General features: G+C 73.0%; 14 protein-coding genes. 9 read left to right on the top strand and 5 right to left on the bottom strand.

All coding sequences use genetic code 11. The features are described from left to right. Position 1 precedes the first annotated feature (1 nt). The 8 genes from ACX9MN_RS28380 to ACX9MN_RS28345 all read left to right on the top strand — a co-directional run bounded on the left by ACX9MN_RS28380 (position 2) and on the right by ACX9MN_RS28345 (position 8,702). Complete coding sequence (locus ACX9MN_RS28380; protein WP_020095615.1) at positions 2-373, top strand: response regulator transcription factor; 372 nt, start codon at positions 2-4, stop codon at positions 371-373. Beyond that, positions 370-2,952, top strand: a complete 2,583-nt coding sequence (locus tag ACX9MN_RS28375; RefSeq protein WP_489726080.1) for a chemotaxis protein CheA — start codon at positions 370-372, stop codon at positions 2,950-2,952. Before ACX9MN_RS28380 ends, ACX9MN_RS28375 begins: the two co-directional genes overlap by 4 nt. Next, on the top strand, positions 2,952-3,221 hold the full coding sequence (locus tag ACX9MN_RS28370) for a hypothetical protein (RefSeq protein ID WP_042672513.1): 270 nt from the start codon (positions 2,952-2,954) through the stop codon (positions 3,219-3,221). Before ACX9MN_RS28375 ends, ACX9MN_RS28370 begins: the two co-directional genes overlap by 1 nt. After that, positions 3,218-4,015, top strand: a complete 798-nt coding sequence (locus tag ACX9MN_RS28365) for a ParA family protein (RefSeq protein WP_103986041.1) — start codon at positions 3,218-3,220, stop codon at positions 4,013-4,015. The genes ACX9MN_RS28370 and ACX9MN_RS28365 overlap by 4 nt, the downstream gene beginning before the upstream one ends. A 51-nt stretch (positions 4,016-4,066) precedes the next feature. Then, positions 4,067-4,435, top strand: a complete 369-nt coding sequence (locus ACX9MN_RS28360; RefSeq protein WP_085986780.1) for a response regulator — start codon at positions 4,067-4,069, stop codon at positions 4,433-4,435. A gap of 93 nt (positions 4,436-4,528) precedes the next feature. Continuing rightward, positions 4,529-5,776 carry a methyl-accepting chemotaxis protein gene (locus tag ACX9MN_RS28355; protein ID WP_146074033.1) on the top strand — a complete coding sequence of 416 codons (1,248 nt, stop codon included), beginning with the start codon at positions 4,529-4,531 and terminating at the stop codon, positions 5,774-5,776. A 138-nt stretch (positions 5,777-5,914) separates the two neighbouring features. Continuing rightward, a complete protein-coding gene (locus ACX9MN_RS28350) occupies positions 5,915-6,919 on the top strand; it encodes a magnesium transporter CorA family protein (protein WP_012320756.1) in 1,005 nt (334 codons plus the stop codon). A 97-nt stretch (positions 6,920-7,016) separates the two neighbouring features. Next, positions 7,017-8,702: a methyl-accepting chemotaxis protein gene (locus ACX9MN_RS28345; protein ID WP_489726079.1), complete on the top strand. Its 1,686-nt coding sequence runs from the start codon at positions 7,017-7,019 to the stop codon at positions 8,700-8,702. A 15-nt stretch (positions 8,703-8,717) separates the two neighbouring features. On the opposite strand, the gene ACX9MN_RS28340 is transcribed toward ACX9MN_RS28345, so the two are convergent. From ACX9MN_RS28340 to ACX9MN_RS28320, 5 genes are all read right to left on the bottom strand, one after another. Beyond that, positions 8,718-9,038 carry a DMT family transporter gene (locus ACX9MN_RS28340; RefSeq protein WP_091683019.1) on the bottom strand — a complete coding sequence of 107 codons (321 nt, stop codon included), beginning with the start codon at positions 9,036-9,038 and terminating at the stop codon, positions 8,718-8,720. 128 nt (positions 9,039-9,166) lie between these two features. After that, on the bottom strand, positions 9,167-10,852 hold the full coding sequence (locus ACX9MN_RS28335; RefSeq protein ID WP_489726078.1) for a B12-binding domain-containing radical SAM protein: 1,686 nt from the start codon (positions 10,850-10,852) through the stop codon (positions 9,167-9,169). Between the two features lie 254 nt (positions 10,853-11,106). Beyond that, on the bottom strand, positions 11,107-11,949 hold the full coding sequence (locus ACX9MN_RS28330) for an SDR family NAD(P)-dependent oxidoreductase (protein WP_489726077.1): 843 nt from the start codon (positions 11,947-11,949) through the stop codon (positions 11,107-11,109). Beyond that, positions 11,946-12,713, bottom strand: a complete 768-nt coding sequence (locus tag ACX9MN_RS28325; protein ID WP_489726076.1) for an enoyl-CoA hydratase-related protein — start codon at positions 12,711-12,713, stop codon at positions 11,946-11,948. Before ACX9MN_RS28325 ends, ACX9MN_RS28330 begins: the two co-directional genes overlap by 4 nt. A gap of 10 nt (positions 12,714-12,723) precedes the next feature. After that, complete coding sequence (locus ACX9MN_RS28320) at positions 12,724-14,463, bottom strand: acyl-CoA dehydrogenase family protein (RefSeq protein WP_489726075.1); 1,740 nt, start codon at positions 14,461-14,463, stop codon at positions 12,724-12,726. 137 nt (positions 14,464-14,600) lie between these two features. On the opposite strand from ACX9MN_RS28320, the gene ACX9MN_RS28315 reads away from it, so the two are divergent. Next, positions 14,601-15,599 carry an L-threonylcarbamoyladenylate synthase gene (locus ACX9MN_RS28315; protein ID WP_234081292.1) on the top strand — a complete coding sequence of 333 codons (999 nt, stop codon included), beginning with the start codon at positions 14,601-14,603 and terminating at the stop codon, positions 15,597-15,599. Positions 15,600-15,689 lie beyond the last annotated feature (90 nt).

The following is a 15,689-nucleotide window of genomic DNA, read 5'->3' as shown; positions in this document are numbered from 1 at the left end:
CATGGCCAGGATCCTCGTCATCGACGACGCCACCACGGTGCGCCTGTACTACCGCGACGTGCTGGAAGAGGCCGGCTTCGCGGTCGAGGAGGCCGTGAACGGCTACGAGGGCCTGGAGAAGGCCGTCGCCGAGGGCTTCGACCTCGTCCTCGTCGACGTGAACATGCCCAAGATGGACGGCTACGCCTTCCTGCGGCAGGGCCGGACCATGCCGGAGCTCCAGGCGGTGCCGGCCGTGATGATCTCCACGGAGAGCGCCGGCGCCGACCGCGCGCGGGCCTTCGCGGCGGGCGCCAACCTCTACCTCGTCAAGCCGGTGCGCCCGGACGCCCTCGTCGCGGTCGCCACCGTGATGGCCGGAGCCGCACCGTGACCAACGCCCTGCTCGCCCAGTTCATCCCCGAGGCCCGCGAGCTCCTGGAGCGCGCGGGGAGCGGCATGCTGGCCCTGGAGAAGTCGCCGGGCGCCGAATCCCTCGACGACGTCTTTCGGGCGGTGCACACCCTCAAGGGCACGTCCGGCCTGTTCGAGATCGCGCCGCTGACCCATCTGGTCCACGCGGCCGAGGACCTTCTGGTCGAGGTCCGGGCCGGTACGCTCGTCCTGGAACCCGCCATCGTGGACGGGCTCCTCGACAGCCTCGATCTGGTCGGCCACTGGATCGACGTCCTGGAGAGCCGCGCGGTCCTGCCGGACGACGCCGACGCCGTGATGGCGAGCCGGGTGACGGCCCTGCGGGCGTGGCTCCCCGCGGCGATCGAGGCCACCGTCGCGCGGGCCGATTACGGGCCGCCGGACTGGCTCGCCGACCTCCCCGAGGCGGACCGGCAGGCCGCCTGGAGGCGCGCCGCGGCCTCGGGCGCCCCCCTGACCGTCTGGCACTACGAGCCCGACGAGACCTGCTTCTTCCGCGGCGACGACCCGGCCCATCTGGTGGCGCAGGCCCCGGGCCTCGTCGCGCTGCGGGTACGGCCGCGCGCCGCAACTCCGTCGCCGGAGACCTGCGATCCGGTGCTGAGCTGGCTCCGCTTCGAGGTTCTGTGCGTCGCCGACGCCGAGGCGGTCGCCGATCATCTGCGCTACGTCGCCGATCAGGTCCGGGTCGGCGCGATCCGGCCGGACGACCTGATCGTCCTGACCGGGACGGAGGATGAGGCCGAGGTGTTCGGCGACTTCGCCGCGCGGGCCGGGACGCTCCTCGCCGAGGACGCCCGGGCGGACCTCGCCGCCGCCGCCGCCGCCCTGCTGGGGATCGTCGGCGCCGGGACCCGGCAGGCCTGCGCCCTGCGCTGGATCGCGGCGCTGGCCGCCACGGCGGAGACCGAGACGCTGCGCCGCCTCGCCGCCGACCTCGGCGGCCCGCGGCCGGCCTCGGGTTCGCCGCCGACCGATCGGCCGCCCGCAGAGGCGCCCGCCCCGGACCTCGCCCTGCGCCAGCAGGCAGAGGCGATCCTCGCCGCGCAGGCCGAGATGCTGGCCGTGCCGACGGACCCGGCCGTCGCGGAGGGCCGGTTCGAGTCCGTGCGCACGGTGGTGCGGCGCTGCCTGCCGCATCTGGTGCCCGGCCGGGCCGCCGCCCTGGAAGCAGCCCTGGGCCGAGCGCGCGCGGGCGCCACCGAGACCCTCGGCGCCGTCCTCCGCGGCGTGGCGAGCGGCGCGGCCGCCGCACCGCCGATGCCGACACCCTCCGGAGATCCCGCGCCGCGGCCCACCGCGGCCCCGCCGCCGGCGACCGAGCCGCGCGATGCCCCGGAGGGATCCGGCCCCGACGCCAAGGGTCCGGCGCGCATGCTGCGGGTCGAGCAGGGCAAGGTCGACGCCCTGATGAACTTCGCGGCCGAGCTGACGGTCGCCAAGAACGGGCTCGCCTATCTCGCCGGACGCGTCGAGCAGGTCAGCGGCTCGCGCCAGCTCGGTCGGGAGATCAAGGAGCAGTACGCGGTCATCGACCGGATCGCCCAGAGCCTGCAGGTCGGCGTCATGGCGATCCGCATGATGCCGGTGAGCCAGGTCTTCCAGCGCTTCCCCCGGCTCGTCCGCGACATCACGCGCAAGCTCGGCAACGAGGTCGAGCTGGTGATCCTGGGCGAGGAGACCGAGGCCGACAAGAACGTGCTGGAGAGCCTCGCCGACCCGCTGATCCACATGGTCCGCAACGCCCTCGATCACGGCATCGAGACCCCCGCGATCCGGATCGCCGCCGGGAAGCCGGCGCGCGGCACCCTGCGGCTCGCGGCGCGGCAGGAGAACGACAACGTCATCATCGAGGTGGCCGATGACGGCCGCGGCATCGACCCGGAGGCGGTCCGCGAGAAGGCGCTGCGCAGCGGCCTGATCGGCCCGGATCAGGCCGCCCAGATGACCGCGGAGGATCTCGTCAACCTCGTCTTCGCGCCCGGCTTCTCGACGCGGGATCAGGTCTCGGACCTCTCGGGTCGGGGCGTCGGTATGGACGTCGTGCGCAGCGCGGTGCGCAGGGCGGGCGGCGACGTCTGGCTCGCGAGCCAGCCGGGCGCGGGCACCTGCGTGACCGTGCAGCTGCCCCTGACCATGGCGGTGACCCGCATCGTCACCGTGGTGGCGCGGGGCCAGCAATACGGGGTCGCCATGGACGCGGTGGCCGAGACCGTGAAGGTTCCGCGGGACCAGATCCACCGGATCAAGCAGCGCGAGACCTTCGTCCTGCGGGACGCGATGATCCCCCTGATCCGGCTCGCCGACAGCCTGGGCCTCCCGGCGGCCTCGGACGCGCCGCCGGAGGAGGAGGCCGTCATGGTCGCCCGTGTCGGACGCGAGCGGGTCGGCATCGTGGTCGACGGCTTCCGCGAGCGCATGGAGGTCATCGTGCGGCCCCTCGACGGTCTCCTCGCCGGCCTCGCGGGCTTCTCCGGGACGGCGCTCCTCGGCGACGGAAGGGTTCTCCTCGTCCTCAACCTGTCGGATCTGCTCTGATGGCCCTCGAACACAGCGGCGCCCGCATCCGGCTCTCGGGCCACTGCCCGGTCGAGGATGCCGAGCCGCTGCTCGATATCCTGCGCGCCACCCCGGAGGCCGTCGTCGACCTCACCGGCGCGGCGTGGCTCCACACGGCGGTCCTCCAGGTGCTGATGGTCGCGGCACCCGCCCTCCGCGGCCGGCCGGCCGGAGCGGTGCCGGCGGCTTGCCTGGCCGCGCTGCCCGAGGCCGCCGCGGAAGGCGCCGCGGAGGCCGAGCGCGGATGACCGAGCCGGGGACCGGGCGCATCCTCGCCGTGGCGAACCGCAAGGGCGGCACCGCCAAGACCACGACGGCCGTGAATCTCGCCGCAAGCCTCGCGGAGCGCGGCCGGCGGGTGCTGCTCGTCGACCTCGACAGCCAGGGCCATGCCGGCCTCGGCTTCGGCGTGCGGGCGAGGCCCGGCGAGCCGACGGTGCACGACCTGTTCCGCGGCACCGGGGTGACGGATCTCGGGCGCGCCGTGCGGCGCGCCGCCGTGCCGAACGTGGACGTGCTGCCGGCCGATCGCGGCTTCTCGGGCCCCGACGGCGCCGTCGCGCCCCTCGGCCTCGCGGCGGCGCTGAAGCCCCTGGCGACGGATTACGCGGTGATCCTGATCGACACCGCACCGACGGCCGACGCCCTGCTGATCAGCGCCCTGGCGAGCGCGCACCACGTCTTGGTTCCGACACAGCTCAGCCACCTCGCGGTGGACGGCGTCGGGCAGTTCGCGCGCGCGTTCTTCCGGGTGGCGACGAGCCTCAATCCCGGTCTGCGCGGCCTCTCGATCGTGCCGGTGCAGGTGGATCTCCGGATCACGATGCAGCGGGAGGCCCTCGAGCAGCTCGCGAGCCGGTTCGGCCGGGAGCGCCTCCTGGCTGGGATCCGCACGGACATCGCTCTGGCGGAGGCCTTCGGGTGCGGACAGCCGGTTCGGTACGTGAAGCCCCGTGCGCGGGCGGTGCAGGACTTCGAGCTGTTATGCGACCACGTCATGGAAAAATGCATTGCCGGGCAGATTGGAACGATTAAAACTTAGCCGTTCACACAGACATGGAGTTCAGAGCGAGAAATGAATACGATATTACTGGTGGACGACTCACCGACCATTCTTTCGAGCATGTCAGGAATACTTCGCAGTTCGGGATATGAAACCGAACAGGCCGCCGATGCCGAGACGGCACTCGCGAAGGTCAAGGCAGGCCTGAAGCCGGCCCTCGTGATCACGGACTTCCACATGCCCGGCATGGACGGCGTCCAGTTGATCCAGGAGTTGCGGAAGCTCGCGCCGACCCGCTTCACGCCGATGCTCGTTCTCACGACGGAATCGCAGCAGGAGAAGCGCGACGGCGCGCGCCAGGCGGGGGCGACCGGCTGGCTGGTGAAGCCGGTCCAGGCCGACAAGCTGCTGCAGGTCCTCACACAGGTCGCCCCCGCGATTCAGCGCCGCGCCGCCTGATCCGGGCGACCCCTCTCCGCTGAAGCCCGCTCCGCGGGCCTCGGCCTCGCCCGGCCCCGCGCCACCGCTTCCGACCGAATGACCGTTCCCGCGATGCAGATTGCTGCCCGTCCCTCCGCGAAGACCGAGCTGCGGACGCTCCTGCTCAGTGCCGCGGCCGGCGGCGCGGTCGGGGCCGTGCCGCTGATCCTGGGGATCGCGCAGCCGGCGCAGCTCCTCTTCGCGGCCGCCGCCGCGCTCTGCGGGGGCCTCGTGACCCGCGGGCTGCAACCGTCCTGCCGCGCGGTCGAGCCGGATGCCCCGCCGATGGCGGTCACGCTTCGGGCCGAACCGGCGGCCGCCCCGGCGCACGGAGCGGCCTGCGCCGAGGCCGTGGCCCGGGATCTCGGCGACCTCGACCCCTATTTCGCCGTGACGGGCGAGCAGCTGCGCAGCATCGTCGCGCAGACCGAGGCGGCCGCCGCCGCGATCCTCGCCTCGCTGCAGAGGCTCGACGCCGCCCAGGCGCGCAGCGCCGCCTGCATCGGCGGCGCGCACGACCGCATCGTCGGCTTCGCCGAGCAGAGCGACGCCGCGCTGCAATCCCTGGCGGCGGCCCTCGGCGCCTATCTCGACCGGCGCCTGAACGAGACCCGCGAGGAACGCGGCACCGTCGAAGTGGCCGTCGGGCAGATGCGCGGGCTCGATGCCCTGATCCTCAGCCTCGAGAAGGTCGGGGCGGCGACCCGGATGCTGGCGCTCAACGCCAACATCGAGGCGGCCCGCGCCGGGGCCCACGGAGCCGGCTTCCGGGTCATCGCCCGGGAGCTCCAGGATCTCGCGCAGACCTCCCAGACCGCGATGGCCGAGGCGCGCGTGCAGGTGGCGGACGCGCAGCAGACGATCAGCCGGGTGCTGATCGCCGATCGCGGGGACGACGCGACCCGCACCGAGCAGGAGCGCCTCCGCGCGCTGATGGCCGAACTCGGCGGGATCGCCGAGACGACCACCCGGGTCCTCCTCGGGATGGCGCGGACGGACCTCGCCGAGGTCAAGGCGCAGAATGCGGCGGTGGGCGACGAGGTGCTGTCGGTCTTCGGCCAAGTTCAGTTCCAGGACGTCGTCCGCCAGCAGATCGAGGCGGTCGATGCCGCCAACGCGGCGCTGCAGCTCTGCCTCGACGGCCTGCGCCGGCGACTGATCGGCACCGGGCCGGGGCGGGCGAGCGCGCCGGCGGCGATCCTCGAGACCGCGCGGGCGCGCTACGTCACCCAGATCCAGCGCCGCGTCGACGCCCAGGCCCTTGACCACGTCGTCGACCAAGCCCTCGACCCGGTAGCGCCCGACATCGAGCTGTTCTGACGGGTCGGGCCGCGATGTCACGGAAGCGTCAGAAAACAGCGCCACATCCGCGGCACAGCTTGCATCGACCGTCGCGGTGCCGGATGCGGGCTGCGGCCCCGCGCTGTCCCGTGACCGATCCGCATCCGAGACCCGTACGTGATCTTCATCCACCAGCCCGCCGTCGGCGCCGGAGCCACGCTGCTTGAGCGCCGCGTCATCGATCTCCAGGACACGATCCCCGAGGACACGGTCTGGCTCGACCTGATCCGCCCGAGCCGCGAGGAGGAACTGAAGGTCGAGTCGTTCGCGGGCATCGAGGTGCCGACCCGCGAGGAGATGAAGGACATCGAGCCCTCGGAGCTGCTCTACGTCGAGGACGGCGCCCGTTACATGACCGGCCGGGTGCTCTCGAAGGTCAGCGACGCCGAGGAGCCGGGGCTGGCCGGCATCACCTTCATCCTGCGCGGCAACCGGCTGGTGACGGTGCGCCACGAGGAGCCGCAGGCCTTCCGCATGTACACGCAGCGCGCCGGGCGCTCCATGGGCAACGGCGGCGCCTCGACACCCTCGGGCGAATCGATCCTGGCCGGGCTGATCGAGGCGGTGATCGACCGCGCCGCCGACGTGCTGCAGCTCCAGGGCGAGCGCATCGACCGCCTGTCGGGCAAGATCTTCGAAGTGCAGGAGGATCCCTCCGCCCGCAACACCGCGCTGCAGGACACGCTGCGGGCGCTGGGCCGGCACGGCGATCTCATCTCCAAACAGCGCGAGAGCCTCGTCTCCATGGAGCGGATCCTGCTCTCGCTGTCGGCGACCTACCGGACCAACAAGGCCCCGCGCGACCTGCGCGAGGACGTGCGCTCGACCCTGCGGGATCTTCAGTCCCTCGAGGAGCACGCCACCTTCCTGTCGACGAAGATCCAGTTCCTGCTCGACGCGACCTTGGGGCTCGTCAACCTCGAGCAGAACAACATCATCAAGCTGTTCTCGGTCATGGCAGTCGTCTTCATGCCGCCGACCCTGATCGCGTCGATCTACGGCATGAATTTTAAGTCCATACCGGAACTAGATTTCGCCTTCGGATACCCGATGGCGCTGATCATGATGGTCGTGGCGGCGGTATTTCCCTACTTCTTCTTCCGGTGGAAGAAGTGGCTCTGACAACAAACGCCGGTATAGAGCCGACAGAATCTTAAGACCTCCACGGGAGCATGGTTGGGCCTGAAGGCGCGGCGCGGCCGCGAAGACGGAACCTCCCATGCGCTTCTCCCTCAAGACGGTCCTCGCCGGTGCCATCGGCCTGCTCGCCCTCGCCGCCGTCGGCCAGGGCATCGCCAGCGTCGTGAGCCTGTCGGAGATCGAGCGGAACGCCGCGGCGATCTCGCAGCAGGCCCTGCCCGCGCAGAACCAGGCCGAGGCCATCGGGACGGCCGTGCGGGACGCGCGCCTGCGGCTCTACCGGCTCGCGGTGGCCTCGCCCGACGCGGCGGCCCTGGACAGGAACCAGACGGCGCTGACCGACGCCCTCGGCGAGCTGTCCGGCCTCCGGCAGGCCTATCAGGACCGCCTGACGAGCCCGGAAGCCCGGGCGATCTACGAGCGCTTCACCAACGCGTGGAACGCCTATCAGAACATCCAGCTGCAGGTGGTCGAGCTGATGATCGCGGGCGACCAGCCGGGCGCCCTCGCGCTCGTGCTCGATCCCGCGACGGGCGCGCAGAACGACGCCGCGGTGGCCAGCCTGACCGAGTCGATCGCGGCGGCGCGGGGCCAGACCGAGGCCAACGTCACCCAGACCGTGCAGGCGGCGACGCGGGCCAAGCTGATCGCGCTGATCGCCACGGTGGTCGGCCTCGCGGTCGCGGCGGCCGCGATGCTGTTCGCCCTGTTCGGGATCGCGCGCCCCATCGAGCGCATGACCGGCGCGATGGGCCGCCTCGCCGAGGGCGACGAGACCGTGCCGGTCCCGCATACGGGACGGCGCGACGAGATCGGCGCGATGGCGGCGGCCGTGCAGGTCTTCAAGGACAACCTGATCCACACCCGCGCCCTGGAGCGGGAGACCGCCCTGGCGCGCGAGGGCGCCGAGGCGCAGCGCCGGCGCGCGGTCCACGCCATGGCCGAGTCCTTCGAGGCCGCGGTCGGCGGCGTGCTGGCCCGGGTGGCGGACGCCGCCCTCGGCCTGCGGGCCGACGCCGAGGCGATGAGCGGCACGGCCACGCACACCGCGGAGCGCTCGGCCACGGTGGCGGGCGCCGCCCAGGAGGCCGCCCAGCATGTCGGCACGGTCGCGGCGGCCGCCGAGGAACTCGGCGCCTCGGTGCAGGAGATCGGCCGCCAGGTCGACGGGTCCGCCGAACTCGCCCGGAGCGCGGTGGTCCAGGCCGGCGACACGGCCGGCCTCGTGCAGGACCTGAGCACCGCCGCGGGCCGGATCGGCGACGTCGTGCGCCTCATCACCGACATCGCCGGCCAGACGAACCTGCTGGCGCTGAACGCCACGATCGAGGCGGCCCGCGCCGGCGATGCGGGGCGCGGTTTCGCGGTGGTCGCCAGCGAGGTGAAGCAGCTCGCCGCCCAGACCGCCCGGGCCACCGAAGAGATCGCCGGTCAGGTCGGCCGTATCCAGGGCGCGACCGGGCAGACCGTGGACGCGATCGACGGGATCACGGCGCGCATCCGCGAGATCGACGGGGTGGCGACCTCGATCGCGGCCGCCGTCGAGCAGCAGGGCGCGGCGACCCGGGAGATCGCCCGGAACGTGGCCGAGGCGGCGTCCGGGACCGGCGCGGTCACCGGGACGATCGACGCGGTGGCGCGGGCGGCCGACGACACGGGCACGGCCGCCACGCGGATGCTGGCCTCGGCGTCGAGTCTCTCGGAGGAGGCCGCCGAGCTGCGCCGGGAGATCGACGCCTTCCTGCACACCGTGCGCGCGGCCTGAGGCTCGGCCTCAGGCTCAGCCGGGGCTCGACAGCTTCATCAGGACGAGCCCGGAGCCGATCAGGCCGGCCGCGAGGATCCGGCTGGCGCTCGCCTGCTCCCCCAGCACGGCGATGCCGACCAGGAAGGCGCCGACCGCGCCGATGCCGGTCCAGATCGTGTAGGCGGTGCCCAGGGGCAGCGTGCGCATGGCCAGCGCTAGGAAGCCGACGCTGCCGGCCATCGACACGGCCATGATGGCGGTCGGCCAGAGGCGCGTGAAGCCCTCCGACTGCTTCATCGCGAAGGCCCAGACGACCTCCAGCACGCCCGCGGTGACGAGATAGATCCAGGCCACGGCGGCCCTCCCGAAAGGGCCGGGCCGTCCCGGACTTGTGCCCCGCGTGGCGGGGGGAGGACGTGGCCTCGCGGCGGGTCAGCTAGCGATGATCGGCCGAGCCCGCAAGCGCAGCGGCCGCGGATCCCTCAGGCCACCGCGGCGAGGTGCTTGACCTCGGCCTTGGCCACCACCTTGCCGACCGGCGGCGCCTTGCAGGTCTCCGCCTCGGGCGCCAGGACCGGCGGCTGCACCCAGCGGCCGGCATCGAGGTCGGCGATCCGGCCGTTGATCTCGCGGATGACGTAGCGCGAGAACGGGTAGACGTGGAGGTAGATCACCATGTTGGTGACCACGGCCTCCAGGGCGGCCGGGTTGCGGCGGGCGGTCTCCAGGAACACGCTCCAGAAGTGCTTGGCGAGTTCCGGACGCCGCACGGTCATCCGCCAGCACACCCGCAGCAGCGAGTAGAGATCGTGGGCGATGTGGCCCCAGTTGAGCTTCTGGGCGGCGAATTTCGGCCGCTTCACCCGCCGGGCGACCACCCGGACCCGGTCGAAGAAGTTCGGCGGGTCGTAGATCTCCTGGAGGACGTCGCGGTAGTCGGCCAGCACGTCGCGCTGCGGCCGCAGGGTCACGAAGTTGATGCCCTGCGTGCACTGGTCGCCCTGGTCGGCGGTGGTCGCCGCGTAGTTCTCGTAGAGGCGGCCCTCCTTGCGCAGGCGGCGCGAGAGCTGCGTGTTCGGCAGCGCGAAGAGCAGGCCGACCATGGCGATCGGGATGCCGGTCTGGCCGATGCACAGCGACATCGCCTTGCTGATGCTGTCCTTCTCGGTGTCGAAGCCGACGATGAAGCCGGCCGTGACGAACATGCCGTGCTCGTAGAGCTTGTGCACGCTGTCGGCGATGGACCGCTTGGTGTTCTGCTTCTTCTGGGTCTGGATCAGCGTCGCCTCGTCGGGCGTCTCGATCCCGGTGAACAGGGCGAAGAAATTCGCGTCCCGCATCATCCCGAGCAGCTCGTCGTCGTCCGCGAGGTTCAGCGAGGCCTCGGTGGAGAACTTGAACGGGTAGCCGTGCGCCTCCTGCCACCGGATCAGGTGCGGCAGGAACAGCTTGATCGCCTTCTTGTTGCCGATCAGGTTGTCGTCGACGAAGTCGACGTGGCCGCGGTAGCCGAGGCCGTAGAGCCGGTCGAGCTCCGCCAGCATCTGCGGCGTGGTCTTGGTCCGCGGGGCGCGGCCGTAGAGCTCGATGATGTCGCAGAACTCGCAGGTGAACGGGCAGCCGCGTGAGAACTGGACGCCGATGTAGAGGTAGTGGCTGAAGGTCAGCAGGTCGAAGCGCGGGATCGGGCTCTTGGTGACGTCGGCCTTGAACTTCTCGGCCGTGAGCCGGCCGCGGCGCTCGCCGGCCTCCCAGGCGGCCACGAACTTGTCGAGAATGCCCTCGGCCTCGCCCAGCACCAGGAAGTCGGCCTTGTCGTAGACCTCCGGCGTCGAGGTCGGGGCCGGGCCGCCGACGCAGACCGGGGTTCCGAGCGCCACACAGCGGTCGATGACCACGAGGCAGTCCGGCTCCTGGGGCAGCATGCCGCCGGTCATCACGAGGTCGGCGGCCTGGATCTGCGCGTCCGTCAGTTCCTCGCAGTTGCGGTTGACGAGCGTCACCTGCCAGGCCGGCGGCAGCATCGCGGCCAGCGTGATGAGGCCCAGCGGCGGCGCGGGCGCGCGGGCGCCCTGCAGCTCCATGGCCTCTTTGAAGTTCCACATCGAGTTTTCGTAGAACTTCGGGAACACCATCAGCACGCGCGGGGCCGTGTTCGCTTCCGACATGCCAGTTTCCCTCGTTCACACGCACGGTCCCGGCCCGACCGGAGATCGGGGCGGGTACAGGATCGCTCCCCTGACCTGCGGGCGAATTAAGGCCGTTTTTCGCTCCCGCAGCAATCGGAGCCGCCGATCCCGACAGGACGCGCGTCCGGGCCCCGCGAATCAACCCCGCCGACGGGTCCCGGGGCGGATCCGGCCCGTTTGCCGCGGGGCTGCGCCATTCGGGCGACAGGTCCCGCCAAAATCGTCCCGGCCCGTCAGGGCCCGACGCGGAACCGCTCCGGCCGCGTCCCGTCGGCGTCGGTGAAGCCGTAGATCCGCGCGAGGTCGCCGGCATGCAGCACGGCGCCCGCCCGGACGGCGATACCGGGGTCGGCGGCGAGCGCCGCCAGCGCCCGGCCGGCGTAGAGCGGGCTCTCGGTGGCGTGCTGGATGTGACCGAGGTCGCGCGCCCGCTCGGTGGCGACGAAGCCCGGCGAGAGGCCGAGGGCGGTGACGCCGTGGGGCGCGAGTTCCCGGGCGAAGGCCAGGGTCAGCCGGTTGGTCGCGGCCTTGGCGGAATCGTAGAACACGTCGCCGAGGTAATCCTCGGTCCCGAAGGAGACGAGCGCCAGCAGCCCGGCCCGCGCCGCCACCATGGCGGGGGCGACCGCTCGGGCGAGCAGCAGGGCCGGGAGCGGCCCGGCCTCGAGGAGGCCGATGTACGGCTCCGCCGAGCGGCGCCAGAACGGCGTGCCCCAGCCGGCCCCGTCCGGGTAGCGCTCGCCGTCGTAGCCCTCGTTGCCGCTCCACACGCTGCAGGCCGCGACGTCGATGCGCCCGAACCGGCGCAGAGCCCAGTGGACCAGCGCGTCGGTGGCCCGCTCGGAGCGGTGGTCGCACAGGTAGTGGTGCCCGCGCCCGCCGGCCGCGTCGACCGCGCGGGCCGTGTCCTCGATCGCCTCCGCGCGCATCTCGGTGCGCGGGCCGGTCTCGCTGGAGCGGGCAGTGACGATCACCGTGGCCCCCGCCTCGCCCAGCGCCCGGGCGAGGCCCCGGCCGACGCCCCGCGACGCGCCCGCGACGAGGCAGATCTTCTGGGAGAGGTCGGGCGGGCTCACGCCGAGGCGGCGGGCTTCGACCGCGACAGGAAGGCGGCGAGCCGCTCCTGGGATTCGGGCGAGCGCAGCTGCGCGTCGAAGGCTTTCGCCTCAGCCTCCAGGGCCGCCTCGACCTGCGCCTGGTCGCCCCGGATCAGTGCCCGGGACGCCGTCAGCGCCCCGCGCGGCAGGGCGGCGAGGCGCGCGGCCTGCGCGATGGCCTGCTCGACCAGCATGTCGGCGGGCAGCACCGCGTTGACGAGGCCCAGGGCCTGCGCCTCGTCGGCCTCGAGCGGCCGGGACAGGAGCAGCAGCTCGGTCGCCCGGAGCCGGCCGACCCGCAGGGGCAGCAGGTAGCTCGACGCCGCCTCCGGCACGAGGCCGAGCTCGACGAAGGGCATGCGCAGGCGCGCCGCCGGGCTCGCGTAGACGAGGTCGCAGTGCAGGCAGAGGGTCGCGCCGATGCCGACCGCGATCCCGTCGACCGCCGCCACCATCGGGGTGCGGGTCCGGGCGAGCTGGCGGATGAAGGCCAGCGCCGGCGAGGAACTGAATCCATCACCGGCATGCCCCATGAAATCGGCGAGGTCGTTGCCGGCGCTGAACATGCCGGGCTGCCCGGCGAAGACCACGGCGCCGACCGCGTCCGACGCGTCGGCCTCCGTCAGGCCCGCGCGCATCGCGTCGTACATGGCGCCCGTGAGGGCGTTCTTCTTCTCGGGGCGGTTCAGGGTGATCAGGCGGACGCCGCCCGCGAGGTCGTCGATCGTGACGGGTTCGGCCATGATCCGCTCCTCAAACCGCCAGCGCCAGGGCGGCGTCGTCCGTGAAGGCGCCGCCCTCGACCACCGCCTGCTCCAGGCCGGAGGCGGCCACCAGGAGGTTCTCGGCGTAGAACCGGGCGAGCACGATGCGGGCCGCGTGCGCCGGGTCCGTCTCGCCAGCCTTTCGGGCAGCGCTCGCGGCGAGCGCGCGCCGGGCGAGGCAGGCGGCGCCCAGCGTCAGGCCGAACAGGCGCAGGTACGGCGTCGCGCCGGCGAGCGCCGCCTCGGGGCGGTTCGAGCTCAGCGCGGCGAGCTGGTGGCTCGTCGCCCGGTCGAGGCTGCCGATCCCGTCGCGCAGCCGCGCCGCCATGTGGCCGAAGGCCGGGTCGCCGGCCTTGAGCAGTCCCTCCGCGGCGCGGCGCATCCAGGCGATCTGCGACCGCGCGGTGGCCCCGCCGTTCAGCGGCAGCTTGCGGGCGGTGAGGTCGATGGCCTGGATGCCGTTGGTCCCCTCGTAGATGCCGAGGATGCGGGCGTCGCGCATGAGCTGCGCCGCGCCGGTCTCCTCCACGAAGCCCATGCCGCCGTGGACCTGCACGCCGAGCGAGGTCACCTCGTTGGCGAGGTCGGTGGCGAAGGCCTTCGCGACCGGGGTCAGCAGCGAGGCGCGGTCCAGGGCCGCCCGCCCCTCCGGCCCCTTCGACGCGTCGAGGGCCGCGGCGGTGAGGTAGCAGATCGCCCGGGCGGCGGCCGTCGAGGCCTTCATGGTGAGCAGCATGCGCTGCACGTCCGGATGGGCGGCGATCGGGCTCGTCGCCTCGGCGGCGCCGACGGCCTTGCCCTGGCGGCGCTCCTGCGCGTAGGCGAGCGCCCGCTGGGTCGCGGCCTCGGCGATTCCGACGCCCTGCAGGCCGACATTGAGCCGCGCCGCGTTCATCATCGTGAACATGCAGGCCAGCCCCTTGTTCTCCTGGCCGATCAGCCAGCCGGTGGCGCCGCCGCCGTCGCCGAACGCCATCGAGCAGGTCGGCGAGGCGTGGATGCCGAGCTTGTGCTCGATGCCAGAGCAGCGCAGGTCGTTGCGGGTGCCGTCCGGCAGCACCTTCGGCACCAGGAACAGGGAGATGCCCCGCGTGCCGGCGGGCGCATCGGGCAGGCGCGCCAGGACGAGGTGGACGATGTTGTCGGCGAGATCGTGCTCGCCGTAGGTGATGTAGATCTTGTTGCCGGTGATCCGGTAGGTGCCGTCGCCCGCCGGCACGGCCCGGGTGCGCAGCAGGGCGAGGTCGGAGCCCGCCTGCGGCTCGGTCAGGTTCATGGTGGCGGGCCATTCACCCGAGACCAGCTTCGCGAGGTAGCGCGCCTTCAGGTCGTCCGAGCCGTGGGTCGCCAGCGCCTCGATGCCGCCCTGGGTCAGGAGCGGGCAGAGGCCGAAGGCGAGGTTGGCGCCGTTCCACATCTCGGTGCAGGCGGCCTCGATCAGCTTCGGCAGGCCCTGCCCGCCGTGGTCGGCCTCGGCCGAGAGCCCGTTCCAGCCGCCCTCCGTGAAGGTGCGGTAGGCCTCGCGCCAGCCGGGCGGCGTGGTGACCTCCCCGTCCGCGAAGGGAGTGCCGTGCCGGTCGCCGACCCGGTTGAGCGGCGCGATCACGCCGGCGGCGATGCGCCCGGCCTCGGTCAGGATCGCCTCGGCATCGTCGGGATCGACCGCGTCGAGCCCGGCCACGTGCCGCAGCGTGAAGAGCATCTCGGGGACCGGGGCGCGGTAACTCATACGATCCTCCCGTGTGGCGGCCCGCCCGCTCGTTCGATCCGGGGCGGGTTTGACCGCGCCCGCGCACCGGCGCTAGGGCGGGGCGAGGATAGGCGCGCGGGGCTCGCACCGCCATGACCTCGGAGACGGCTTCCCGCATGAATGATCCCGGGTCAACGGTCCCGGCCGCGACCCGGCGGCTCACCGCCGACGCGGCCGGCCTCGCGGAGGCCGCCGCTCTCCTGCGGGCTAGCCGCCTCGTCGCCTTCCCCACCGAGACCGTCTACGGGCTCGGGGCGGACGCAACCGACCCCGGGGCGGTGACGGGCATCTTCGCCGCCAAGGCGCGGCCGCGCTTCAACCCGCTGATCTCGCACCTGCCCGACGCGGCGGCAGCCCTGGCGGAGGGCGTCTTCGACGCGCCGGCGCGCCGCCTCGCGGAGGCCTTCTGGCCCGGACCCCTGACCCTGGTCGTCCCGGCGCACGCGGGCACGCGGGTCTGCGACCTCGCCCGCGCCGGCCTGCCGAGCCTCGCCCTGCGGGTTCCGGCGCACCCGCTCGCGCGGGATCTCCTGGCGGAGGTCGGGCGGCCGGTCGCGGCGCCCTCGGCCAACCGGTCCGGGCGGGTGAGCCCGACCCGGGCCGCCCACGTCCTCGACGATCTCGCCGGCCGCATCGCCGCGGTGCTCGACGGCGGCGACACGCCGGTCGGCGTCGAGTCCACGGTGGTGGCCTGCCTGGGCGGCACGCCGCGGCTGCTGCGGCCCGGCGGCGTCACCCGGGCGGCGCTCCGGGCGGTGCTCGGCCTCGACCCGGCGGCGCCCGTGGCGGCGGATGCCGACCGGCCGGCGGGCCCGGGCATGCTCGCCTCGCACTACGCGCCGCGGGCGCGGGTCCGCCTCGACGCGGTGCGGGTCGAGCCCGGCGAGGCGGTCCTGCTGTTCGGGTCCCGCCCCCCGACCGGTCACGAGACCGCGCGCGCCAGTCTCAACCTGAGCCCGGCGGGCGACCCCGCGGAGGCCGCTGCCCGGCTGTTCGGCGCCCTGCGCGACCTCGACGCCTCGGGGGCGGAGACCATCGCGGTCGCGCCGATCCCCGAGGACGGGCTCGGCGAGGCGATCCGAGATCGCCTCGCCCGGGCGGCCGCGCCCCGCTGACGGCGAAGAAATTTTCGCCGGCCGCGGAACAGAGTTCGGCCTGATCCGTTTATTGATCACGAAGGCCTTCTCAGCCCCCAATGGCCTTTT

The organism is Methylobacterium sp. 1A (genome assembly GCF_058072805.1).
This window is presented reverse-complemented; position numbering and strand designations above follow the sequence as displayed.